Source organism: Streptomyces sp. NBC_00996 (genome assembly GCF_045162675.1).
Taxonomy (GTDB): Bacteria; Actinomycetota; Actinomycetes; order Streptomycetales; family Streptomycetaceae; genus Streptomyces.
The window spans coordinates 9957785-9981301 of the sequence record NZ_CP108723.1; the positions used below are offsets into that span (position 1 = coordinate 9957785).

The 23517-nt window shown below is 71.6% G+C and carries 15 protein-coding genes and 4 pseudogenes; 6 read left to right on the plus strand and 13 right to left on the minus strand.

The features are described 5' to 3' along the window. Positions 1-3: 3 nt before the first annotated feature. The 6 genes and pseudogenes from OG390_RS46070 to egtA form a co-directional block, all read right to left on the minus strand. Positions 4-4311 carry a molybdopterin-dependent oxidoreductase gene (locus OG390_RS46070; protein WP_406176408.1) on the minus strand — a complete coding sequence of 1436 codons (4308 nt, stop codon included), beginning with the start codon at positions 4309-4311 and terminating at the stop codon, positions 4-6. Between the two features lie 312 nt (positions 4312-4623). Further along, a pseudogene (locus tag OG390_RS46075) lies at positions 4624-5064 on the minus strand (RNA polymerase subunit sigma-24); the annotation flags it as partial. A 185-nt stretch (positions 5065-5249) separates the two neighbouring features. After that, entirely contained in the window at positions 5250-6212 is a 963-nt protein-coding gene (gene egtD, locus OG390_RS46080) for an L-histidine N(alpha)-methyltransferase (RefSeq protein ID WP_406176410.1), read from the minus strand. Further along, on the minus strand, positions 6209-7000 hold the full coding sequence (gene egtC / locus OG390_RS46085) for an ergothioneine biosynthesis protein EgtC (protein ID WP_406176412.1): 792 nt from the start codon (positions 6998-7000) through the stop codon (positions 6209-6211). The genes egtD and egtC overlap by 4 nt, the downstream gene beginning before the upstream one ends. Further along, positions 7000-8343, minus strand: a complete 1344-nt coding sequence (gene egtB, locus OG390_RS46090; protein ID WP_406176413.1) for an ergothioneine biosynthesis protein EgtB — start codon at positions 8341-8343, stop codon at positions 7000-7002. The genes egtC and egtB overlap by 1 nt, the downstream gene beginning before the upstream one ends. Next, complete coding sequence (gene egtA / locus OG390_RS46095; RefSeq protein ID WP_406176415.1) at positions 8340-9674, minus strand: ergothioneine biosynthesis glutamate--cysteine ligase EgtA; 1335 nt, start codon at positions 9672-9674, stop codon at positions 8340-8342. Before egtA ends, egtB begins: the two co-directional genes overlap by 4 nt. A gap of 257 nt (positions 9675-9931) precedes the next feature. Here egtA and OG390_RS46100 point away from each other — a divergent pair, with 257 nt between their 5' ends. Together OG390_RS46100 and OG390_RS46105 are read left to right on the plus strand one after the other, a co-directional pair. After that, the gene (locus OG390_RS46100) at positions 9932-10762 is read left to right on the plus strand and encodes a TIGR02452 family protein (RefSeq protein WP_406176416.1); all 831 of its coding nucleotides are present in this window, start codon (positions 9932-9934) and stop codon (positions 10760-10762) included. Between the two features lie 135 nt (positions 10763-10897). After that, positions 10898-11284: pseudogene (locus OG390_RS46105) on the plus strand (class I SAM-dependent methyltransferase); the annotation flags it as partial. 2 nt (positions 11285-11286) lie between these two features. Here the strand turns inward: OG390_RS46105 and OG390_RS46110 are convergent. The 4 genes and pseudogenes from OG390_RS46110 to OG390_RS46125 form a co-directional block, all read right to left on the minus strand. Then, positions 11287-11394 (minus strand): annotated as a pseudogene (locus OG390_RS46110) (SAM-dependent methyltransferase); the annotation flags it as partial. 228 nt (positions 11395-11622) lie between these two features. Further along, entirely contained in the window at positions 11623-12069 is a 447-nt protein-coding gene (locus OG390_RS46115; RefSeq protein WP_406176418.1) for a type II toxin-antitoxin system PemK/MazF family toxin, read from the minus strand. Between the two features lie 113 nt (positions 12070-12182). After that, positions 12183-13499: pseudogene (locus OG390_RS46120) on the minus strand (SPFH domain-containing protein); the annotation flags it as partial. An 89-nt stretch (positions 13500-13588) separates the two neighbouring features. Continuing rightward, positions 13589-15067: an amidase gene (locus OG390_RS46125; protein ID WP_406176420.1), complete on the minus strand. Its 1479-nt coding sequence runs from the start codon at positions 15065-15067 to the stop codon at positions 13589-13591. Between the two features lie 160 nt (positions 15068-15227). Here OG390_RS46125 and OG390_RS46130 point away from each other — a divergent pair, with 160 nt between their 5' ends. From OG390_RS46130 to OG390_RS46140, 3 genes are all read left to right on the plus strand, one after another. Next, positions 15228-16262, plus strand: a complete 1035-nt coding sequence (locus OG390_RS46130) for a LacI family DNA-binding transcriptional regulator (protein WP_406176422.1) — start codon at positions 15228-15230, stop codon at positions 16260-16262. A 48-nt stretch (positions 16263-16310) separates the two neighbouring features. Beyond that, positions 16311-17489, plus strand: coding sequence for a 4-hydroxybenzoate 3-monooxygenase (locus OG390_RS46135; RefSeq protein WP_406176423.1), 1179 nt, complete (start codon positions 16311-16313; stop codon positions 17487-17489). An 81-nt stretch (positions 17490-17570) separates the two neighbouring features. Next, positions 17571-19007, plus strand: a complete 1437-nt coding sequence (locus OG390_RS46140; RefSeq protein ID WP_406176424.1) for an aldehyde dehydrogenase family protein — start codon at positions 17571-17573, stop codon at positions 19005-19007. A gap of 15 nt (positions 19008-19022) precedes the next feature. On the opposite strand, the gene trxA is transcribed toward OG390_RS46140, so the two are convergent. After that, positions 19023-19403, minus strand: a complete 381-nt coding sequence (gene trxA, locus OG390_RS46145) for a thioredoxin (RefSeq protein ID WP_406176425.1) — start codon at positions 19401-19403, stop codon at positions 19023-19025. Positions 19404-19523: 120 nt separating this feature from the next. Between trxA and OG390_RS46150 the strand changes: the two genes are divergently transcribed. Next, complete coding sequence (locus tag OG390_RS46150; protein ID WP_406176426.1) at positions 19524-20957, plus strand: dihydrolipoyl dehydrogenase family protein; 1434 nt, start codon at positions 19524-19526, stop codon at positions 20955-20957. A gap of 42 nt (positions 20958-20999) precedes the next feature. Here the strand turns inward: OG390_RS46150 and OG390_RS46155 are convergent, their stop codons facing one another. Together OG390_RS46155 and OG390_RS46160 are read right to left on the minus strand one after the other, a co-directional pair. Further along, positions 21000-22586: an ABC-F family ATP-binding cassette domain-containing protein gene (locus OG390_RS46155; RefSeq protein WP_406176428.1), complete on the minus strand. Its 1587-nt coding sequence runs from the start codon at positions 22584-22586 to the stop codon at positions 21000-21002. Between the two features lie 200 nt (positions 22587-22786). Further along, positions 22787-23443 carry a peptide deformylase gene (locus OG390_RS46160; RefSeq protein ID WP_406176430.1) on the minus strand — a complete coding sequence of 219 codons (657 nt, stop codon included), beginning with the start codon at positions 23441-23443 and terminating at the stop codon, positions 22787-22789. Positions 23444-23517 lie beyond the last annotated feature (74 nt).

Here is a 23517-nt window from a genome sequence, read left to right on the forward strand (position 1 = left end):
GTGTCAGTAGACGTCGCGGACGTAGCGCTTGTCCGCGGACAAGCGCCTGACGTAGGTGGTGGCTTCGTCGGAGTCCATGCCGCCGTAAGTCGTGGCGACGTCCTTGAGCGCCTGGTCGACGTCTTTGGCCATGCGCGTCGCGTCGCCGCAGACGTAGAAGTGGGCGCCGTCCTGGAGCCACTGCCACAGGCGGGCGCCGTGTTCGCGCATCCGGTCCTGGACGTAGATCTTGTTGCGCTGGTCGCGGGAGAAGGCGAGGTCGAGGCGGTCGAGGTGGCCGGACGCCTGGTACGCCTCCAGGTCCTGGCGGTGGTAGAAGTCGGTGGCCTGACGCTGTTCGCCGAAGAAGAGCCAGTTGCGGCCGGTGTGGCCGCGGGCCTGGCGGTCTTCGAGGAAGCCGAGGAAGGGCGCCACGCCGGTTCCGGGACCGACCATGATCATGGGGGTGGCGGGGTCGGCGGGCGGGCGGAAGTCGGGTGAGCGCTGCACGAAGACCTGCACGGGGCCGTCGTCCGCGCAGTCGGCGAGGTAGGTGGAGCACACGCCTTTGCGGTCCCGGCCGAGGTCGTTGGTGTAGCGGACGACGGAGACCGTGAGGCGGACCTCGCTCGAGTGCGCCAGCGGGCTGGAGGAGATGGAGTACAGACGGGGCTGGAGACGCTTGAGAGTCCCCGTCCACTCCGCTGCTGAAGCGCGGACGGGGAACGTGGCGACGACGTCGGCGGCCTGGCGGCCCCAGCTCCACTTCGCGAGCGCGTCCTTGTTGTCCGGCCGCAACAGTCGCTTCAGCTCGTGGCTTCCGGTGCGGTCCGCCATGAACTTGAGCAGGTCGGTGCTGATGCGGGCGATGTCCAGGCGGGTGCGCAGGGCTTCTTCGAGGAGGATGGGTGCGCCGTCGCCGAGGTCGACGGGCTCTTCGGGATCGAGTCCGGTGAGGGCGAGCCATTCGGCGACGAGACCTGCGCCGTTGGCCGGCCATACGCCGAGGGCGTCCCCGGCGTCGTAGTCGAGTTCGCCGTCGCGGGTGTCGAAGGCGAACTGCCGGACCTCCTTCTGGGAGCCGGGCAGGCTCAGCAGTCTGTTGCCGATGAGCAGCGTGGCGAACGGTGATGCCTTGGTGTAGCCGGGCGGTGCGGGAGCCGGCGCGGGCGAGGCGACGGCTGGTGTGGCCGCCACGGGGGTGGTGACGGCGGGTGCGGTGGGAGTGGGGGCGGTTGTCCCGGCTGCGCCCCCGGCCCCGGGTTGCCGGTCGTCTGGTGTGGCCAGGGCGGTGACGACCTGGCCGAGCCACTCCTCGGCGGCCTCTTCGTAGTCGGGCTCGCAGTCGACGCGAGGGACGAGCCGGATGGCCCCGAGGGCTTCGAGCCGTTCGTCGAGTCGGCGACCGTGGCCGCAGAAGTCGTCGTAGTGGGAGTCGCCGAACGCGAGGACCGCGTAGCGGATTCCCTCCAGCCGTCCGGTTTCCGGGTCGGAGAGCGTCTGCCAGAAGTCGGCGCCGTTGTCGGGGGCGTCACCGTCGCCGAAGGTGCTGGTGACGAGGAGTACATCGGTGCCGGTGCCGAGGTGTGCCGTGGAAGCGTCGGCCATGGGCAGCAGTTCGGGGGTGCGGCCTGCCCGGGTGAGGTGAGTGGCGGCGCCTGCGGCGAACTCCTCGGCGGTGCCGGTCTGTGAGGCCCACAGGATGATCAGGCGGCGGGTCGGTACCGCCGTGTCGGCTGCCGGGGAGCCCTTCTGAGCGGGCACGAGGGCGGGTGCGGCGGTGACGGGTGCGGCGGTGCGGGAGAACATGCCGGCGAGGACGCCATCGACCCACAGGGCGTGGTCCGGATCGAAGGGTGCGCCCGGCGGCAGGACGGGGACGCGCCCGTCGGGCGGGGCGAGGGCGAGACCCGAGAGATAGCCGGAGAGGTACTGGCGCTCCGGCTCGGCCAGTGCCGCGGGAGCGAGGTCGGTGATGTCGAACAGCGTGGCGAGCGCGTGGATGGGGGAGTCCGGCGGGGCTGCCGCTGCGGCGGCCGGGACTGGGCCAGGGTCCACCGGCGCTCCGTGGTGCTGGTGCTGGTGCTGGTGTGCGGTGGCGTCCGCTGCGGCCTCGGGGTGGATGCTCGGGCGTGCCGCCGGTACGGGGGCCGCCGTCTTGGCGAGGGTGACCGCGCAGACCTTGAACTCGGGCTGGAAGGAGATCGGGTCGATGGCATCGCTCGTGACGGCGTTGATGCTGAGGTACTCGCCGAACAGGTCGTTCCAGTGGAAAGGGGCGAAGCAGGTGCCCGGCCGGACCCGGTCGGTGACCACCGCGGGCAGTACGGCGCGCCCGCGGCGGGAGGCGACCTCCAGGTGGTCGCCCTCCGCTATCCCGAGCGCGTCGGCGTCTTCGGGATGGACCTCCACGAACGGGCCGGGGTTGAGTTTGACGAGCTTGGCGACCTTTCCGGTCTTGGTCATCGTGTGCCACTGGTGCTGCAGACGGCCGGTGTTGAGGACGAACGGGTAGTCGTCGTCGGGGAGTTCGGCCGGTGGCAGGTGCGGGCGGGCGAAGAACCGCGCGCGGCCGCTCGCGGTCGGGAAGGCCAGGCGGGGGCGGGTACCGTCCTCGCGTTCCAGGAGAGCCTGGCTGACACCGTCGTTGACGTAGCGGATCGGGTTGCGGTCCGGACCGTCGGCGGCCGGCGCCGGCCACTGGACCGGTGTGGTGCGCAGCCGCTCATACGTCACGCCGCGCAGGTCCCAGCCGGTCTTGGGGTTCCACGCCTGCTTGAGCTCCTCGAACACCTCTTCGGCACAGGTGTAGGTGAACGCTTCGGCGAAGCCCATCTGGCAGGCCACACGGGCGATCAGTTGCCAGTCGGGCAGCGCTTGTCCGGGCGGGTCGACGACGCCCGGCACGAGCGTGAGGTTCCGCTCGGAGTTGATCATGATGCCGTCGGACTCCGCCCACAGCGTCGCGGGCAGCACAACATCGGCGTACGCATTGGTCTCGGTCTCGGCGAAGACGTCCTGCGTGATGACGAGTTCGGTGGCTTCCAGACCGGCGATGACGGTCTTGCGGTTGGCGACCGAGGCGACCGGGTTGGTGCAGATGATCCAGCAGGCCTTGATGTCACCGGCGGCCATCTGCTCGAACATCTCGACCGTCCCGCGCCCGACCTCGGTCCGCAGGGAGCCCTCGGGGATACTCCACAGGTTCTCGATGAAGGCGCGCTCGGCGTCGACCAGCACGGAACGCTGGCCGGGCAGGCCGGGGCCCATGTAGCCCATCTCGCGGCCGCCCATGGCGTTGGGCTGGCCGGTCAGCGAGAAGGGGCCGGATCCCGGGCGGCAGATGGCGCCGGTGGCGAGGTGCAGGTTGACCAGGGTGTTGGTGTTCCAGGTGCCGTGGGTGGACTGGTTCAGGCCCATGGTCCAGCAGCTCATCCACTCGCCGGCCTCGCCGATCCACTGCGCGGCCCGGCGGATGTCGCTTTCGGGGATGCCGGTGATCTCCGCGACCTTCTCGGGCGGGTAGTCGGCGAGGAAGGCGGGCATCTCATCCCAGCCCTCGGTGAACTCGGCGATGAACTCCTCGTCGGTGTGGCCGTTCGCGACCAGCAGGTGCAGCAGCCCGTTCAGCAGGGCCAGGTCGGTACCGGGCCTGATCTGCAGGAAGAGATCGGCCTTGTCGGCCGTGGCATTGCGGCGGGGGTCGACGACGATCAGCTTCGCTCCGGCCTTCACCCGGTCCATCATGCGCAGGAAGAGGATCGGGTGGCAGTCGGCCATGTTGGCGCCGATGACGAAGAACGCGTCCGCATGGTCGAAGTCCTGGTAGGAGCCGGGCGGGCCGTCCGCGCCCAGCGACAGCTTGTAGCCGGAGCCCGCGGAAGCCATGCACAGCCGGGAGTTCGACTCGATCTGGTTGGTGCGCACGAAGCCCTTGGCCAGTTTGTTCGCCAGGTACTGCGCCTCCAGGGACATCTGCCCGGACACGTAGAAGGACAGCGCGTCGGGTCCGTGCTCGTCCAGGATCCTCCGCAGGCGGTCGGCGACCGCCGTGATGGCCTTGTCCACATCGGTCTCGGCCGGCTGGGCGTCTCGCTCGGTGCGCACCAGTGCCTTCGCCATACGCCCGGGCGCGGCCATCATGTCCGCGCTCGTCGCCCCCTTGGTGCACAGGCGGCCGAAGTTGGTGGGGTGCGCCTTGTCGCCCGATGCCTTTGCCACGCGGCGGCGGCCGTCGGCGGGGTTCCGCGCAATGTCGAGCATGATCCCGCAACCGACCCCGCAGTAGGAACAGACCGTGCGGACGCTGCCGTCCTTCGAGTCAGATGCCACCGAAACTCCACCCCGCGCCGCGCGTACCGTCCCGAGCCGGGCTCGTCCCGCCGGTGACGGGCGGCCCCATGGCTCAGCACCGTAGGAAGATCGAATTTCCGGTTCGTCACACCTCGGGAGCGCCCGGGGTTACGCCCCCCGCACACTCCGCAACAGCGCCATGTGAGCGAGCGGGCCCGCACGACGGCTTCGGATACCGGTGCCCTCTGCCTGGAGATCAGGAAAGAACGGGGGTCACCCCCGGTGCGGTCGTGTGTGTTCCGGGCGGTTCGAACCGCCCGGAACACACACGACGTCAGAGCAGCAGCGGGCCTACCTGGCGAGTTCGGCCGGTTCATCCAGCCGCGTCAGTTTCCGCGGGTTCGCCATCGCCTGGATCCGGGTGACTTTCCCGTTCTCCACCACGAGGCTCACCGCCTCCACCACGAGGCTCACCGCGGCCAGTCGGCCATCCATCTCGATCCGGCCCGCTGGCTCGCCGTTGAGCCACACGGCCGACACCACCCGGTCCGGACGAGCGAGCAGGTTCGCCACGAGTTCGGCCCCGTGGACCGGAGCCGGAGCGGCGGCCGCAAGCCCGCCGCCGTCGGCGATCAGGACCACGCCCGGTGCCATGACGTCCAGCAGTTCTTGCAACTGGCCGGTGCGCAGCGCGGCCAGGAACCGCTCCACCACGGCCTGCTGCTCCGACCGGCTCACCGGCACCCGCGGCCGTCGGGCAGCCACGTGCTCGCGGGCCCGCCGCGCCAACTGCGGCTCGACCACAGGCCGACGCCGGGCGTCGGCATCGGGCGTCGGCGGTATCCGCCTGTCGGCGCCCGATGCCGACCAGGTTCACCACCCGGGCGGTCTCTGACACTGAGAGATGATCACGGTGACAACAGCCTCGGTAGGTGACAACTGTCGTCCGTAGTCACAGTTCACAGGGTTCACCGGGACTACCCGGCCGTGCTCAGCGACAGCGCGAAGCGGCCCTCCTCGTCCGTCCACCAATGGGTCAACTCGAAGCCCGCGGCGGCCAGTTCACCGCGCACGCCCTCCTTGCGGAACTTCGCCGAGATCTCGGTGCGCAGTTCCTCGCCGTCCGCGAAGTCGACGGCGAGGTCGAGGCCGGGGATCTTCACGGTCTGCGCGGCCTGCGACCGCAGGCGCATCTCGATCCACTCCTGCTCGGCGTCCCAGAGAGCGACATGGTCGAACGCGTCGGGGTCGAAGTCGGCGCCGAGCTCGCGGTTGACGACGGTCAGCACGTTCTTGTTGAACGCGGCGGTCACCCCGGCCGCGTCGTCGTACGCGGCGACGAGGACCGACTCGTCCTTGACGAGGTCCGTGCCCAGCAGCAGCGCGTCGCCGGGTGACAGCAGGGCCCGTACGGACGCCAGGAACGTGGCGCGCTCGGCGGGCAGCAGATTGCCGATCGTGCCGCCGAGGAAGGCCACGAGCCGCGGCCCGGGCGTGCCGGGAAGCGTGAGACCACCGGTGAAGTCGGCGATCAGCGCGTGCACATTGAGGTCCGGATGCTCGGCGATCAGCGCCTGCCCGGCCTGTGTGAGGGCGCTCTCGCTGACGTCGACGGGTACGTACGTGTGCAGCTCGGGCAGTGCTGTCAGCAGATACCGAGTCTTCTCCGACGAGCCCGAACCCAGCTCGACGAGGGTGCGCGCGCCGGTCGCCCGGGCGATCTCGTCGGCGCGGGCGATCAGGATCTCGCGCTCGGCGCGTGTGGGGTAGTACTCGGGCAGTTCGGTGATTTTCTCGAAGAGCTCGCTGCCGTAGGCGTCGTAGAACCACTTCGGCGGAAGCGTCTTCGGCGTGCGGGTGAGGCCGTGCAGGACGTCCGCGCGCAGCGCGGCGTCCGTGGCGTCCTCGGGCAGGGTGCGGGTGAGAAGGAACGGACTCACGTACGGGGCTCCTTCGATGGTGCGGATGCCATGTCGTCGCTCATGTCCTTGAGCGGGGTGAGCAGCACCTCGGTGCGGCTCGCCGTGAGGAGTGTGTGGTCGGGGACCTCCCGCCAGTTCGGATCGTCGTCGTAGGGCTCGGAGGCCACGACGGTGCGGCGTCCGGGTTCGGTGAGATACCAGAGGGTGTCGCCCCAGGCGGTAGCGGTGATCGTGTCGCCGTTGGTGAGCAGCAGGTTGAGCCGGGACCCGGGGGCCGCCTCAGCGACCTCCAGGACCGTGTCGGCCAGTGCCTGGCTCTCGTCGTCGCCGGCGCGCAGCCGGTGCAGGACCAGCGCCCATACGAGCGCCGAGTCGCAGCGGGCCTCCAGTGACAGCAGCTCCACCGCGGGCAGGGTCGCGGCGAGCGGGGCGAGGGAGCCGGGCCACCCGAGCACGGCGCCGTTGTGGCTGAACAGCCAGGGGCCTGCGGCGAACGGCGCCGTCGCGGCCTCCCCGTCCGCGCCCGCCACGGTCGCGTCCCGCACCGCCGCGAGCAGGGCGGACGCCTTGACGACACGCGCCAGGTCGGCGAAGGACTGGTCGCCCCAGATGGGCCCGGTACGGCGGTACCGGGCGGGCTCGGGGTCACCCTCGGCGTACCAACCCACGCCGAAACCATCGGCGTTGACCGTCCCGTGACGCTGCCGCCGTGGTGCCCACGACTGCCGGTACAGGCTGTGCGGTGGTTCCACGAGGAGCGCGCCGAGCGGCTCCTCAGGTCCCAGGAACGCCAGATGACGGCACATCAGGAACTCCCGGTCCCGGCGTCCCGCGCCGTACGGAAGCCGGAGAAGATCTGCCGCCGGATCGGATAGTCCCAGTTGCGGAACGTGCCGCGGCAGGCCACCGGGTCCACCGCGAACGAACCGCCGCGCAACACCTTGTACTCCGGTCCGAAGAAGACCTCCGAGTACTCCCGGTAGGGGAAGGCCACGAAGCCCGGATAGGGCTCCAGATCGCTCGACGTCCACTCCCACACGTCGCCGATCAACTGGCGTACGCCCAAAGGTGAGGCGCCCGCCGGGCAGCTGCCGGCCGGGGCAGGACGCAGATGGCGCTGGCCGAGGTTGGCGTGCTCGGGGGTGGGGTCGGCGTCGCCCCAGGGATAGCGGGTGGAACGGTCGGACGCCGGGTCGTGGCGGGCCGCCTTCTCCCACTCGGCCTCGGTGGGCAGCCGCCGCCCCGCCCAGCGCGCGTACGCGTCCGCCTCGTACCAGCACACGTGGAGCACCGGCTCGTCGGGTGGGACGACCTCGGTGACACCGAAGCGGCGCCGCAGCCACTGTCCGCCCTCACGGCGCCAGAACAGCGGCGCCTCGATGTCGTGGGCGCGGATGTGGTCCCAGCCCTCCGCGGTCCACCAGCGCCGGTCGCCGTAGCCGCCCTCCTCGATGAAGGCCTGGTACGCGGCGTTCGTGACCGGCGTGGTGTCGATGAAGAACGACGGGACCATACGCCGATGCGCGGGCCGCTCGTTGTCCAGCGCCCACGGCTCGGTGGACGTGCCCATCACGAACGGGCCACCGGGCACCAGGACTTCGGCGGGACCGGTGAACAGCGGCGCCGGCGCGGGATCCGGTGCCGTCAGGGCGGCCGGTCCCTTGCGGAGCTGATGCGTGATCAACATCGTCTCGTCGTGCTGCTGCTCGTGCTGCGCGATCATCCCGAAGGCGAAGCCCGCCTCGGTCAGCCGCGTGCCCTGGAACGCGGTGCTCTCCAGGACGTCCAGCGCCCGGCCGCGCACCTCGGCCGCGTACCGGCGGGCCTCGGTGGGCGGCAGCAGCGGCAGCGAGGGCCGCTCGGCGCGCGAATGTTCGAACGCGTCGTACAACCCGTCGATCTCGGGACGCATCGCCGCACGCCCCGCGACCGCGCGCAGCAGCCACAGCTCCTCCTGGTTGCCGATGTGCGCGAGATCCCACACCAGCGGGGACATCAGCGGCGAGTGCTGTGCGGTCAGTTCGGGCTCCTCCACACAGGACGTGAGAAGCGCGGTGCGGTCGCGGGCCGTCGTGAGCGCCTCCAGCGCGCGTTCCCTGAGCGACTCCGGGTCCGTGAGTGATGCGGGGAGGGTTTCGGGGGCGGTCATGTGCGGATGTCCTTCCCGTGGAACTGACCGTGCGACCGGCCGTGAGATCGACCGTGGGATTGGCCGAGGGGTTGACCGTGCAGTTGGCCGAGCAGATCGTCGGCGGGGCAGCGGCCCCGGGTCACATAGCGGTCGGTGAACTCCGCCACGGCGTCCAGGACTTCGGTGGTGGCACCGAGTCGGGGCAGAGCCTCGGCCGCCGTCGCGAAAAGGGTGACGGCGGCTTCGCGCAGCTCCGGGTCGGCCAGGCCGTTCCGCGCGGCGTCCTGCCACAGCGGGTTGCACGGGGCCGGCTGCGAGTCCGCCCGCTCGGCGAGGGGCTTGACGGTCCGGTAGGCGGTCTCGGCGGCCTCCGCGTCGTCGAAGAGAGCCGCGGTGACGGCGAGCGGAACGATCCACCCGTCGTCGCCCGGCTGCGCGTCGATCATGCGGAGTTCGAGATGGCCGCGCGGACGCACCGGCGGGAACAGGGTCGTCAGGTGATAGTCGAGGTCCGCCCGGTCCGGTGGCGCGTCGGACCGGGTCCACTCCCGGAACGTCATGCCCTCCGGTACGCCCCAGGGGCCGTCCGGCGCCCGTACGCACATCACCGGCGCGTCCAGCACGCGACGGGCCCAGGCGGCGCGCGGCTCGCCGCCCAAGGGAGGCGCGCTGGACCGCCCGGGGTCCATCGCCGCCCACAGCGACTGCCGCGTGGAGCGCCAGCCGGTGTGCCGCCCGTGGGCGAGGGGAGAGTGCGCGAACGCGGCCACCAGGACCGCGCCCAGCTGGTGCGCCAGCCACCAGCGGCGCCCGTGCCCGAGCGGGCCCGGCTCCTCGTACCCGGCGTCCAGGCACACCTGGACGGAGGCCGAGCTGCACATCATGGCGCGGCCTTCGGGTCCCGCACGGTCGAGGCACCGCTCCATGGCGTCGTAGCGCGGCTCATGGAGGAACCGGCTCGGGGGGTTCCAGGGATCGTGGCCGTAACCACTGAGGCCGAGACCCGCCTCACGCAGCGTCGCGCGTACGGCGTCGAGGTCGGCCGAGACGGACCCGATGCACTCCATCAGGGAGGCGGCCGGAGCGGAACTGAGCTCCAGCTGGCCGCCGGGTTCGACGGTGAGCGCCGAACGCAGAGGCAGGGCCCGCAGTGCGGCATATGCCGCTTCGAGTCGTTGGGGTGGTACCGGGAGCTGCGGCAGCCGCAGCTCGTGAACGAGCCATTCCACTTCGACACCGAGGTGGCGGGGTGGACCGGTCTTGAAGCAAATGCCACGGACCAGCGCCTCCACCTCGGCCTCGGTGACGGCGGAGCGGCGCTCCGTACAGTCACTCACCGAATCGGACATGTCGGGATCCTCCTGAGATTCCACCATGTCGCCGGCCCGGCGTCTTGTGGGCCGAACCGGCAATTGCTCGTCCCACCCAAGACCCTCGCGGCGGTTCGCACAAGAGTGCAGATCGTCGCTGCCGGGACCGGGAAACACTGTTTGCGGAGCCGCGAAACTCTGTTGCGCCGCACGACCAGCATCGCTCACGATGCGTTCATGAGCACGGCGGGGGAGATCGCACGGGGCGCGCTCATGGCGTGTACGGGGGTCACGCCATGAGTGCGCGCCTGCGCGCGATCGCGCAGCAGACGGAGGAAGTCGTCACGGCGGGGGCGTACCGCGCGTCCGACGGGCGTGAGGTGCCGGTCGCCGCGGCGGTCGAGGCCGCACGGGCCGGAACGCGGATGCACGGACCGGAGCCGGTGGGGACACCGTCGGTCACGCCGGTCGACACCGTGTTCGAGGTGACCGGCGAGAGCAGTCTGGAGGCCGCTCGAAGGCTCGCTGTGGAGAGCGGCCCCTTCGCCGTCCTGAACTTCTCCTCGGCACGCAATCCAGGCGGTGGCTATCTGAAGGGCGCGCAGGCCCAGGAAGAGGCCCTGTGCCGGGCCTCCGCGCTCTACACGTGCCTCCTGTGGGCCCGGGACTTCTATGACCACCACCGAGCCCACCGCGACCCGTTCTACACGGACCGTGTCATCCACTCACCCGCCGTGCCCGTCTTCCGCGACGACCGCGGCCGACTCCTCGACGAGCCGTACACGGCCGGATTCCTGACCGCCGCGGCACCCAACGCGGGCGTGGTCCTGCGCACAGCCCCGGAGCGCGCGCCCGAACTGCCTCGGGCCCTCGCGGGTCGCGCGGAGCGGGTCCTGGAGACCGCCGCTGCCCATGGCTACCGGCGGCTGGTGCTCGGCGCGTGGGGTTGCGGGGTCTTTCGGAACGACCCGGCGCAGGTTGCCGAGGCGTTCAAGAACCTGCTGGTCGAGGGCCGCTTCGAGGGGTACTTCGAGCACGTGGTGTTCGGGATCCTGGACCGCACGCCGGGTGGGACAACCCGCACGGCGTTCGATCAAGCGTTCACATCTGTGGCAAGGGCCTGTTGACGCACACCTTTTCGGGCTGTGGCTGAGCGATTTCACGGGCTGCGGCTGAGCGACCGAGTGCCTCGACCCTGGTCAAGCCGTGGAATCATCGGGCCGCCGGATCGGCACACGATCTCTGTGAGGAGGGCGGGTGACGTGGCCACCGACTGGGAGTGGGACGACACGTTGTTCTCGGGCACGGCCGCGTACTACCGGCGCGGGAGGCTCCCATACGCCCCCGGGTTGGCGGACGCGCTCGCAGATGTTCTGAAGCTCGACGGGCGAGGACGCCTCATCGACGTGGGATGCGGACCCGGCATCCTTGCCCTGAGCCTGGCGCACTTGTTCAGCGAGATCGTCGGGGTGGACCCGGACGGCGAGATGATCGCCGAAGCCCGGCGTGGGGCCGCCGAGCGCGCTGTCACCGGGAAGGCGCAGTGGGTCCAGGCCCGGGCCGAGGAACTGCCGGCAGATCTCGGCACGTTCACCGTCGCGACCTTCGGCCAGTCCTTCCACTGGATGGATCGCGACCTGGTGGCGGCCGGCCGCCGCAGGTCTGCCTCGAATACGTCGCGGCGCGGGCCGAACAGGTGCGGAGCCGAGAACGACATCGAGAACACCCCCGCGACGGCGTCGTCAGCCGTCCATTCCAGGACGTACGCCAAGAGGTAGTCGCCCGCGGTGAGCACCTCGCCGCGGGTGCCGACCCGGACCGCGGGATCCGCGGCCGAGGCGGAGAAGGCCGAACTGGGTGACTCGGCCGCGAAACTCCCGCTCGTCCTCGGCTGACCGTTCCGTCGGATGACGGGTGCGGCTCCGCCGCGTGGACGCGACCGACCCCAAGGACTCGCGGTGTCTTCACAGTCCTGGAAACGCGGCCCTCACTTCCACCCGTACCGCTCCCGCAACCGGTGCACGACCAGATTGAACCGCATCCGATCCAGCGCACACGCCTCCCGCCGCATCCCCTCCTCGTGCAGTCGCAGCACGCGATCCACGTCCACCCACGAGTCGCGCCCGGACCGGTCCCACGGACCGGAGCCGATCGGCACCCACTCCCGGTCGCCGTCGTGCCGCTTGCTGGAGAGCTGCACGGCGAGGAAGGTTCCGGCGGCCTCCCGGGCGACGACGAGCACCGGACGGTCCTTGCCCCGCCCGTCGTTCTCTTCGAAGGGCACCCACGTCCAGACGATCTCACCAGGATCGGGGTCGCCGTCATGCGCGGGGGAGTACTCGGTCCGCACCCGGCCCACCTCGCGGGGCTCGGCCTCGGTGGTCGCGGTGGGCCCGTAGCGGCCGGGCACGTCTTCATCGGTAAAGGCAGTCACGGGGGCCACGTTAGAGCCTGTGTCCGACGGCTCGCCGACCAGGGCCGTACACACGCGACTTCGGGCGTACGGAGATCAACTCCCGTACGCCCGAGGCGTCACGCCTCAGCTGTTCACACCTCGTCCGTCTCCACCGGCACCTTCTCCGTACGCGGCGGCACGAATCCGTTGAGCCCGGCCTGTGTGCCGTTGCCCGCCGCTCCGCTCTGGTTCATCGACGCGAGCAACTGGCGTGCCAGGCCGAGGCCCGTGCCGCCCATGGTGAGCGCCTTGGCGAACATGTCCGACATGCCGTCGGCGCCGTTGAGCAGGACCATGTGCTCCACGTTGCCGAACGCGCTCGCGCCCGCCTGGACGATCTCCGGCCAGTTCTCGGCGAGTTGCTGGGCGACCACGGCCTCCTGGTTCTCGGCGAGGGCGGCTGCCCGCGCCTTGATGGCCTCGGCCTCCGCCAGACCCTGCGCACGCGTCGCCTCGGCCTCCGCCAGACCCTGCGCACGCGTCGCCTCGGCCTCCGCCAGACCCTGCGCACGCGTCGCCTCGGCCTTCGCCAGACCCTGCGCACGCGTCGCCTCGGCCTCCGCCAGACCCTTGGCCTGAGCGGCGGCGGCCTCGGCCTCACCCGTGGCGCGGGTCGCCGTCGCGGCGGCCGCACCCCGGGCCTTGGTCGCCTCGGCCTCGGCGTTGGCGGCTGTCGTGACCCTGGTCGCCTCGGCCGCGGCCGCGAGCTCGGTCTCCCGTGCGTTGGCCTGCGCGGCCGAGATCCGGGCATCGCGCTCGGCCTCGGCCCGCGCGCGGATCTCGTAAGCCTTCGCGTCCGCGGGCTTGCGGACGTCCGCCTGGAGCTGCTGCTCACGGCGGTGCGCCTCGAGTTCGGCGACGCGCGTCTCCTGTACGACGACGTCCTGCTGGGCGGCGGCGAAGGCGAGCGGTCCGGCCTGCTGGGCCTTGGCGGCCGCCTTGTCACGCTCGGCCTGGTAACCGGCCTGCAGGATCTCGCTGTCCCGGGTGGCCTCCGACATCCGGGCCGCGGCCTGCTGCTCGGCCTCGGTGGCGAGACGATTCGCCTCGGCCTGTGCGATGCGCGCGTCCCGCTGGACGGCGGCTGCGTGCGGCATCGCGAGGTTCTTGATGTACCCGGTCGGGTCCTCGATCTCGTGGATCTGCAGCGAGTCGACGATCAGACCGAGCTTCTCCATCTCCGTACCGCACGCGGCCCGGGTCTGGCCGGTCAGCTTCTCGCGGTCGCGGATCATGTCCTCGACGGTCAACCCGCCGACGATGGACCGCAGATGACCGGCGAACACGTTGTGCACCCGCTCCGACATCATCTTCTGCTGGTCGAGGAAACGACGCCCTGCGTTGGCGATCGACACGAAGTCGTCGCCCACCTTGAAGATGACCACGCCCCGCACCTTCAGCGGGATGCCCGTGTATCCACCGTTGCTGCAGAGCGCCGTCCGCTACTGAGGATGCGGGCAGGACGCACGCTGTTGCCCGTCGCAGGGCTGGAACTCGCTCATGCCGCCGGAGAGTTCGCCGGAGCCTGGTGCGGCGGCCACTGTTCGTGCCAGCGCAGGTCCGCCTCCAACTGGGCCGCCAGCGACACCAGAAGCTGCTCGCTGTTCGCCGGTCCGAGCAGTTGGGCGCCGACGGGCAGCCCTCCCCCATGGTCCGGGCCTCGCTCGACCAGGGAGGTGACCCCATCCACATCCACGAAGCCCGCGGGGACGTTCACACCGGGCCACCCCAGGATGTTCCACGGCCAGGCGTACGGGCATGCGGCGATCATGGCCCGGTCGGTGCCGAGGCCGCCGAGGTTCACCATCGAGCCGATCCGCGGCGGGGGAGCGGCGGTCGTCGGCGCCAGCAGCACGTCGTAGGTGTCGAAGAGCGCGCCGATCCGGCGGTGCAGCGTGGCCTCCGCCCGGCGGGCCGCCCGCAGGGGCGCGCCGCCGAGCAGTCGGCCGAGGCGGGCGGCGTCGCGGGTGCGCCGGTCGAGAAGATCCGGGAACGGCACGTCACGCACCCGCTCGGCGAGGCCGACGGTCGCGCGCGGGATGAAGGTGAGCCCGATCTGCCCGTACCGCGGCTCCGCCTCCTCCACCTCGTGCCCGAGCGCCGCGAGCCGCTCCGCGAGCGCGAGGACTTTCGCCCGTACGGCGGGGTCGAGCCGGGCGGGCAGGGCGGTGAACGGCGGTTTCAGCGACAGCGCGATCCGCAGCCGGCCCGGGTCGCGGCCCACCGCGTCGGACACGCGCAGCGCGGCCGGGCGGTGCAGATCGCCGTCGTGGTTGCCGCTCGCCGCGTCCAGCAGCAGGGCCGCGTCGGCGACCGTGCGGGCGAGCGTTCCGTTGACCGTGATGCCCTGGAAGGACTCCGGGTGCGGCCAGGTCGAGATCCGGCCGCGCTGGGGCTTGATCCCGATCAGGTGCGTCCAGGAGGCCGGAATGCGCACCGAGCCCGCGCCGTCCGAACCCAGCGCCGCCGGGACGAGCCCTGCCGCGACCGCCGCCGCGGAGCCCCCGGACGACCCGCCCGGGGTGTGGTCGTGGTGCCAGGGATTGCGGGTGGCGCCGAAGGCGGGCCCCTCGGTGAAGGGCCACTGGCCGAGCTCACAGGTGTTGGTCTTGCCGATGACGACGGCTCCGGCGGCCCTCAGTCGGCGTACGGCCTCCCCGTCCTCGGCCCGGGGCGGGAAGTCGCCCCGGCAGCCGAACGCGGTCGGCTCGCCCGCCACGTCCATGTCGTCCTTCACCGCCACCGGGACCCCGAGCAGCGGCCGTCGCACCCCGGCCGCCAGTTCCTTGTCCGCCGCGTCGGCCTCGGCGAGCGCCGCCTCGGCGCGCACCACCCGGAAGGCGTTCACGGTGGGCTGAGTCGCCTCGATCCGGGCCAGCGCCCGCTCGACCACCTCGCGCGCGGTCACCTCACCGTCGGCGAGGGCGCGAGCACACTCCGCCAGGCCTGTGGCACGGTCGGGAGCCATCCGGGACACCTCCGAAGCACGTCGTCTACCGAACGGTAACCTCCGGGAGGCCCCTGCGGTACGGGAAGCGTAAGTTCCCTTGTGGAAGCGGGAGTTCCGCCGTCCTGGGGCCCCGAAGGTCCCCCGGCGCAAAGCGGCGCGCCGTGCTTCTGCAAGGATGCGATACGTCATGGTGCAGATACCGAAGCAGCCCGCCCCGCCGTCGCCCGCACAACGACCCGTGCCGACGAGTGCCGATGTGGCCCGCCTCGCGGGCGTCTCGCGCGCGACCGTCTCGTACGTCCTGAACAACACCAGCGCCGTCCGGATCAGCGAACCCACCCGCCGCCGCGTCCACGAGGCCGCCAAGGAGCTCGGGTACGTCCCGCACGCCGCCGCCCGCAGCCTGCGCGCCGGGCACAGCCGCATGGTCCTGATGCCGGCGCCGTCCGTGCCCGTGGGCCCTCTGTACAGCCAGTTCTTCAACGAGCTCCAGTGGGCCCTCAGCCGTCTGGACTACACCGTCGTGCAGTACGGCAGCGTCGGCCTGCACGGCGACGAGGCGGCCCGCGTCTGGGCGGAGCTGCGCCCGGTCGCCGTCCTGGTGCCCGGCAGCGGGCTCGGCCCGCAGGGCGTGGCCGTCCTCAAGCGCTCCGGTGCCCGGGCCGTCGTCACGCTGGGCCCCGAGTGCGTCGAGGGTGCGCACGCGCTGCTCATGGACCACGACCGGGTCGGCCACTGCGCGGGCGCCCACCTGGTGGCCCGCGGCCGCCGCCGCATCGGTGTCGTGGTACCGGAGGAAGCGGGCCTGGAGATCTTCTCCCAGCCCCGTCTCGAAGGCGTACGCCGCGCCCTGCACGGCACGGACGCGTCCGTGACCGAGCTGCCGCTGGCCTACGAGGAGGTGGCCGCCGCCCGTCTCGCGGCCCGCTGGCGCTCCCTCGGCCTCGACGCCGTGTTCGCGTACAACGACGAGTACGCGATGCTGCTGATGTGCGCCCTGCAGGACGAGGGCATCGGCATCCCGGACGAGACGGCCGTCATCGGCGCGGACGACCTGATGCTCGGCCGGCTGCTGCGGCCCCGGCTGAGCACCGTCCACATCGAGCTGCCGTCCGGACGTGACCTGGCCGAGCTGGTCGACCGCGCGGTACGGGAACCCGGCGCGACGCCCGAGACGCACGAGGTGCTGGGCGCGCGGATCGTGCATCGCGACTCGAGCTGAGAGAGGCTGTAACTGGTCCCCGGCCGGACCGGAAGCGGGAGGCGCGTCATGCGGACCACGGTCGGCATCGTCGGCGGCGGCCCGGCCGGGCTGCTGCTGGCCCGGCTGCTGCATCGGACGGGAATCGACTGCGTCGTCCTGGAGAGCAGGGCCCAGGCCTACGTCGAGCAGCGCCAGCGCGCCGGAATGCTGGAGCAGGGCACGGTGAACGCGCTGCGCGAGTGCGGCGCCGCCGAGCGCCTGGACGCAGAGGGCCTGATCCACCACGGCATCGAGCTGCGCTTCGAGCGCGAGCGCCACCGCATCGACTTCCCCGTGCTCACCGGCGGCCGCACCGTCACGGTCTACGCACAGACGGAGATCGTGAAGGACCTGATCGCCCTCCAGCTCGCCGAGGGGCCGCCGCTGTTGTTCGGGGCCGAGGCGCTCGCCGTCGAGAAGCCGGAGAGCGAGGCACCCGTCGTGCGATTTGTGCACGAGGGCCGCGAGCAGACGCTGAGCTGCGACTACGTGGTCGGCTGCGACGGCTCCCACGGCATCGCGCAGAGCGCCTTCCCGGCCGAAGTGAGCCGCACGTACGCCCACGACTACCCCTACTCATGGCTCGGAATCCTGGCCGATGTGCCGCCCTCCTGCGAGGAGTTGATCTACGCCCGCGGCTCGGGCGGCTTCGCGCTGCACAGCATGCGCTCACCGTCGGTCTCCCGGCTGTACCTGCAGGTCCCGAACGGCACCGACGTCGAGGACTGGCCCGACGAGCGCATCTGGGACGAACTCCGCGCGCGCTTCGCGATCGACGGCGACTGGCGGCTGGAGCGCGGCCCGATCACGTCCAAGTCCGTGACACCGATGCGCAGTTGCGTCCACGAGCCGATGTGTCACGGCAGGCTGTTCCTGGCCGGGGACGCCGCGCACATAGTGCCGCCGACGGGCGCCAAGGGCCTCAACCTCGCCGTGTCCGACGTACGGGTCCTGGCCCGCTGCTTCGCCGAGTTCCATCGCACGGGATCGACGCAACTTCTGGACCAGTACTCGGAGTTGTGTCTGGAGCGGGTGTGGCAGGCCACGCGTTTCTCGTACGACATGACTAGGATGTTGCACGCTCAACCAGATGGGGATGTCTTCGACCGCCGGATGCAGCTCGCACGGCTGCGCCGGATCACGGCATCCCGTCACGCGGCAGCCGAGCTTGCCGCGAACTACACAGGACTTCCGCTCGCGTTGTGAACTCGACGAGTGTGTGAGCTCGCCGAAGCCCATGACCGTGCCGAGTCCCGCTGGTGATCAGTGATCGATCGGAGAGCCGTCATGCCGCTGCTCGACCCCAAGACCTGGCAGTCCCGCACCCTCTCGGGTGGCGAGTACGTCGTCACCGAGCCCGCCACCGGCGAGTCGCTCGGCGCCGTCACGCTCGCCGCGGCCGAGGACGTCGCGACGGCCGCGCGGGACGCCCGCGCCGCCCAGGCCGAGTGGGCCAGGGCCCCGCACTTCGTCCGCGCCGCCGTCCTGCGCAAGGCGGGGGACCTCTTCGCCGCGCACGCCGACGAACTGCGCGACTGGATCGTGCGCGAGTCCGGCTCCATCCCGGGCAAGGCCGACTTCGAACTGCATGTCGCCGCCCAGGAGTGCTACGAGGCGGCCGCGCTCGCCTCACGTCCGACAGGCCAGGTCCTGCCGTCCGAGGCGCCGCGCCTGTCGTACACACGGCGCGTCCCGGTGGGCGTCGTCGGCGTGATCGCCCCCTTCAACGCCCCGCTGATTCTCTCGATCCGCTCGGTGGCCCCGGCGCTTGCCCTCGGCAACGGCGTCGTGCTGAAGCCGGACCCGCGCACCGCGGTGTGCGGCGGCCTCGCGCTCGCCGCCGTCTTCGCCGAGGCGGGTCTTCCCGAGGGGCTGCTGCACATCCTGCCCGGCGGCCCCGAGGCCGGCCAGGCACTCGTCGCCGACCCGCTGGTGCCGGTGATCTCCTTCACCGGATCGACTGCCGCCGGCCGGGCGGTCGGCGAGGCGGCGGGCCGTCATCTCAAGCGCGCACACCTGGAGTTGGGCGGAAACTCCGCCCTGATCGTCCTGGAGGACGCCGACCTCGACGCGGTGATCTCCACGGCGGCCTGGGGCTCCTTCTTCCACCAGGGGCAGATCTGCATGACGACGGGGCGCCACCTCGTGCACGCCTCCCTCTACGAGGAGTACGTCGAGAGGCTCGCCGCCAAGGCCGACTCCCTCGCCGTCGGAGACCCGTACCGCGAGCAGGTGCACCTCGGGCCGATCATCGACAGCGCCCAACTCACCAAGATCCATGGGCTGGTGGAGTCCAGCACGGCACACGGGGCCAAGTTGGCCGCGGGCGGCACGCACGAGAAGCTCTTCTACCGCCCGACGGTCATCGCGGGCGTCGACGACACGACTCCCGCGTACACGGAGGAGGTCTTCGGGCCGGTCGCGCCGGTCCGTTCGTTCAGCGCCCTCGACGAGGCCGCGGCCCTCGCCGCGGCGGGACCCTACGGCCTCTCGCTGGGCATCGTGACCCGGGACACCGCCCGCGGCCTCGACCTCGCCGAGCGCATCCCCACCGGCATCGCGCACATCAACGACCAGACCGTCAACGACGAGGCCGTCGCGCCCTTCGGCGGGATCGCCTCCTCCGGCACCGGCGCCCGCTTCGGCGGTGAGGCCAACCTGGAGGCCTTCACCGACGTGCGCTGGACGACGGTGCGCGGGGATGTGGCGGCGTACCCGTTCTGATCCGCGGAGCGGGTCCTACTCGCCGGTCTGCTGAGCCTGCTGCTCCGCGATCGACTTGCGGACCTCGTCCATGTCCAGCTTCCGGGCCTGCCCGATGACGTCGTGCAGGGCGGCCTCGGGCAGCGCTCCGGGCTGGGCGAAGACGGCGACCTGGTCGCGGACGATCATCAGCGTCGGGATCGACTGGATGTCGAAGGCCGCGGCCAGCTCCGGCTGAGCCTCCGTGTCGACCTTGGCGAACACCAGGTCGGGGTTGGCCGTCGCCGCCTTCTCATAGACGGGGGCGAACTGACGGCACGGCCCGCACCAAGATGCCCAGAAGTCGATCAGGACGAACTCGTTGTCCGTGACCGTCTGGTCGAAGTTCTCCTTGGTGAGCTCCACGGTGCTGCTCATGTGTGTTTCCCTCTTCCTCGGGTCCGGGTCATGCCGGTCTGCACAACGCCGCCTACCGGGGGCGTATTCCGCGCACGTACCCGTGTGGCCACGGCGCACACCAGCAACCAGACTGGCCCCATGACGGAAACGGAATCCATCGCCTACGACGTCGTGGTGCTCGGTGCCGGGCCCGTGGGGGAGAACGTGGCCGACCGCGCCCGCGCGGCCGGCCTCTCCACCGCGGTCGTGGAGAGCGAGCTGGTCGGCGGCGAGTGCTCGTACTGGGCCTGTATGCCCAGCAAGGCCCTGCTGCGCCCGGTCATCGCCCGCGCCGACGCCCGCCGCGTGCCCGGCCTCAGCCAGGCCGTGCAGGGCCCTCTCGACGTCCCCGCGGTGCTCGCCCACCGCGACTACTACACCTCCCACTGGAAGGACGACGGCCAGGTCGGCTGGCTGGACGGCATCGGAGCCGTCCTGTACCGCGGACACGGGCGGCTCGCCGGGCCCCGCACGGTGACCGTCGAGGGACCGGACGGCGAGCGGCACCGGCTGACCGCCCGGCATGCCGTCGTCGTGTGCACCGGCACCCGCGCCCAGCTCCCCGGCCTGCCGGGGCTCGCTCAGGTCAAGCCCTGGACCAGCCGCGAGGCCACCAGCGCGCCCGCCGCGCCCGGGCGGCTGATCGTGGTGGGTGGTGGTGTGGTCGCCACCGAGATGGCCACGGCCTGGCAGGCCTTCGGCTCCCAGGTCACGGTCCTCGTCCGCGGCAAGGGGCTGCTGCCTCGCATGGAACCCTTCGCCGGGGAACTGGTCGCCGAGGGCCTGAAGGAGGCGGGCGCGGATGTCCGCACCGGCACCTCGGTGACGGCGGTGACCCGCGAGGGCTCGACCGTGGTGGCCCTGACGAACACAGGCGACCGAATCGAGGCCGACGAGATCCTCTTCGCCACCGGCCGCGTGCCGCACACCGACGACATCGGCCTCGACACGATCGGCCTCGAGCCGGGTTCGTGGCTCGACGTCGACGACAGCCTCCGGGTCATCGGCAGCGAGTGGCTGTACGCGGTCGGCGACGTCAACCACCGCGCGCTCCTCACCCACCAGGGCAAGTACCAGGCCAGGATCGCGGGCGCCGCCATCGCCACCCGCGCCGCGGGAGTACCCCTCCTGGAGACCGATCCCTGGGGCGCGCACGCCGCGACCGCCGACCACGCGGCCGTCCCGCAGGTCGTCTTCACCGACCCGGAGGCCGCGGCCGTGGGCCTCTCGCTCGCCGAGGCGCAGCAGGCCGGCCACCGTGTCCGGGCCGTGGACGTGGACATGTCCTCGGTGGCGGGCGCGGGCCTGTACGCGCACGGCTACCGCGGCAAGGCCCGCATGGTCGTCGACATCGACCGCGAGATCATTCTCGGCCTCACCCTCGTCGGCCCCGGCGTGGGCGAGCTGATCCACTCGGCGTCCATCGCGGTCGCGGGCGAGGTGCCGATCAGCCGCCTGTGGCACGCCGTCCCGTCCTACCCGACGGTGAGCGAGGTGTGGCTGCGGCTGCTGGAGGCGTACCGGGACGCATAGCCGACCCGCCGGGTGCCGCCGGTCCCGGCGGCACCCTCGGCGTCACGCCGGCGACACCAGCTCCAGATACCCCTCGTTCCACAGATCCTCGTCGGCATCCGGGAGGAGCAGCACTCGGTCCGGACGCAGGGCCTCGATGGCGCCCTCGTCGTGGGTGACCATGACGATCGCGCCCGGGTAGGTGCCCACCGCGGCCAGCACCTCGGCCCGGGAGACCGGGTCGAGGTTGTTGGTGGGCTCGTCGAGGAGCAGCACGTTCGCGCCCGAGTGCACCAGACCCGCCAGGGCGAGGCGAGACTTCTCACCCCCGGACAGGACGCCGACGCGCTTGTCGGCGTCGTCGCCGGTGAACAGGAACGAGCCGAGCACCCGCCGCACCTCGCCGTCGGTGAGATGCGGCGCCGCCGCCGACAGTTGGCCGCGGACGGTGTCGGCGGGGTCCAGCGTGTCGTGCTCCTGCGCGAAGTAGCCGAGGCGCAGCCCATGACCGTGCACCACACGCCCGCTGTCCGGGGCGTGATGGCCGGCCAAAAGCCGCAGCAGCGTGGTCTTGCCCGAGCCGTTCAGGCCGAGGATCACCAGCCGGCTGCCCCGGTCGACGGCCAGGTCCACTCCGCTCAGGACGCGGAGATCCCCGTACGACTTGGTCAGGCTCACCGCGCCGAGCGGCATGCGTCCGCAGGGGGCGGGCTCGGGCAGCCGGATTCTGGCCACCTTCTCCGTCTGCCGGACCGGTTCGAGCTCGGCGAGCATGCGCTCGGCGCGGCGCACCATGTTCTTGGCCGCCACGGCCGTCGACACATGGGCGCGCATCTTGTCCGCCCGGGCGTGCAGCGCCGCCGCCTTGCGCTCGGCATGGGCCCGCTCCCGGGAGTGGCGGCGCTCGTCGGCATCCCGCTGAGCGAGGTAGGCCTGCCAGCCCGTGTTGTGGACGTCGAGCGTGGCCCGCCGCGGGTCGAGGTGGAAGACACGGTTGACGACGTCGGCCAACAGCGCGGTGTCGTGACTGATGAGCACGAGTCCCGCCTGATGGTTCGTCAAGAAGCCGCGCAGCCAGGCGATCGAGTCGGCGTCCAGATGGTTCGTCGGCTCGTCCAGCAGCAGGATGCCGTGGTCCGCGAACAGGATGCGGGCCAGCTCGACACGGCGGCGCTGACCACCGGACAGGGCGCCGACCGGCTGCTGCATGACCCGTGTCGGCAGCCCGAGGCCCGCGGCGACCCGGGATGCCTCCGCCTCGGCCGCGTACCCGCCACGCGACTGGAACTCGGCCTCCGCACGCACATAGGCGTTCATCGCCCGTTCGGATCCGTCGGCCATCGAGGCCTCGGCGGCACGCAGCGCGCGTACGGCCTCGTCCAGGCCCCGCGCCGACAGGATCCGGTCGGTGACCGTGACGGTCGGGTCGGCCGCGCGGGGGTCCTGGGGCAGATAACCGAGCGCCCCCGTACGGGAGACGGAGCCGGCGGCGGGGCGCGTCCGCCCCGCCAGAGTGTTCAGGAGGGTGGTCTTGCCGGCGCCGTTGCGGCCGACCAGGCCGATGCGGTCGCCGGGGGAGACGTGGAAGGAGATGCCGGACAGCAGCAGACGGGCGCCCACGCGCACGTCGACACCGCGAACGGTGATCATGGGAATACGCTCCGGGGAATCAATCAGCAAAAGGACACACGGATGGCGTGGAAGCGGGTCCTTGAACTAAGAGATGCGGGGCGTAGACATGGGGGCAGGCTAGCGAGGGGCTCGCTCGGGCGCGACGGATTTTTCCGCCCGTGCGCGCCCTCGGCCTCCGTCGGACTTCACCTCATGCCCGGGCTTCGGCGTCCGCCGGTTCATCCGGGCAGCTCGAACCCCAGTGCCTCGGCCGCCCGCTGAGGCGTCGGCTGGTTCCAGTGCTCGGCCATCGCCTGGTTCGAGGACAGTGAGCGCAACTCCGCGCGGTCGAGGTAGAGCATGCCGTCCAGGTGGTCCGTCTCGTGCTGGACGATGCGCGCGGGCCAGCCGGTGAACACCTCGTCGACCGCGAGGCCGTGCTCGTCCAGCGCCCTCAGCCGCACCTCGGAGTGCCGGGCCACCACCGCCTGCCAGCCCGGAACGCTCAGGCAGCCCTCGAAGAACGCGGACCGACCCGCGCCGACACCCTCGTACGACGGATTGACCAGCACCCGGAACGGCTGCGGCACCCGCCCGCGTGTCAGCCGTACCTCCTCGGAGACCGGAGCCGGGTCCTCGATGACGGCGAGCCGCAGCGGTACGCCGACCTGCGGCGCCGCGAGGCCGACGCCCGGTGCCGCGTGCATCGTCGCGCGCAGGGCGGCGACGAAGCGGGTCAGCAGCCCCGGGTCCAGCTGGCCGTCGAAGGGCTCGGCCGGTCGGCGCAGCACCGGGTCACCGGCGGCGACGATCGGCAACGGGCCTTCGCGGGCGAGGAGTTCCTCGACCCGGTCGCTCAGGGGGCGTGAGGGGCTGGGGTCACGTTCGGATGCCATCGCGCCAGGATGCCAACACGTACCGCGCTGAGCGAGGCGGAGCCAGGCGAGTCTCGCATCTTCCCGCATGTGAC

Excerpts from the sequence above, each read along its gene's own strand:
- egtC (WP_406176412.1), bottom strand. The coding sequence starts at position 7,000 with ATGTGCCGTCATCTGGCGTTCCTGGGACCTGAGGAGCCGCTCGGCGCG.
- egtB (WP_406176413.1), bottom strand. The coding sequence starts at position 8,343 with ATGACCGCCCCCGAAACCCTCCCCGCATCACTCACGGACCCGGAGTCG.
- egtA (WP_406176415.1), bottom strand. The coding sequence starts at position 9,674 with ATGTCCGATTCGGTGAGTGACTGTACGGAGCGCCGCTCCGCCGTCACC.
- OG390_RS46100 (WP_406176416.1), top strand. The coding sequence starts at position 9,932 with ATGAGTGCGCGCCTGCGCGCGATCGCGCAGCAGACGGAGGAAGTCGTC.
- OG390_RS46130 (WP_406176422.1), top strand. The coding sequence starts at position 15,228 with ATGGTGCAGATACCGAAGCAGCCCGCCCCGCCGTCGCCCGCACAACGA.
- OG390_RS46135 (WP_406176423.1), top strand. The coding sequence starts at position 16,311 with ATGCGGACCACGGTCGGCATCGTCGGCGGCGGCCCGGCCGGGCTGCTG.
- OG390_RS46140 (WP_406176424.1), top strand. The coding sequence starts at position 17,571 with ATGCCGCTGCTCGACCCCAAGACCTGGCAGTCCCGCACCCTCTCGGGT.
- trxA (WP_406176425.1), bottom strand. The coding sequence starts at position 19,403 with ATGAGCAGCACCGTGGAGCTCACCAAGGAGAACTTCGACCAGACGGTC.
- OG390_RS46150 (WP_406176426.1), top strand. The coding sequence starts at position 19,524 with ATGACGGAAACGGAATCCATCGCCTACGACGTCGTGGTGCTCGGTGCC.
- OG390_RS46155 (WP_406176428.1), bottom strand. The coding sequence starts at position 22,586 with ATGATCACCGTTCGCGGTGTCGACGTGCGCGTGGGCGCCCGTCTGCTG.
- OG390_RS46160 (WP_406176430.1), bottom strand. The coding sequence starts at position 23,443 with ATGGCATCCGAACGTGACCCCAGCCCCTCACGCCCCCTGAGCGACCGG.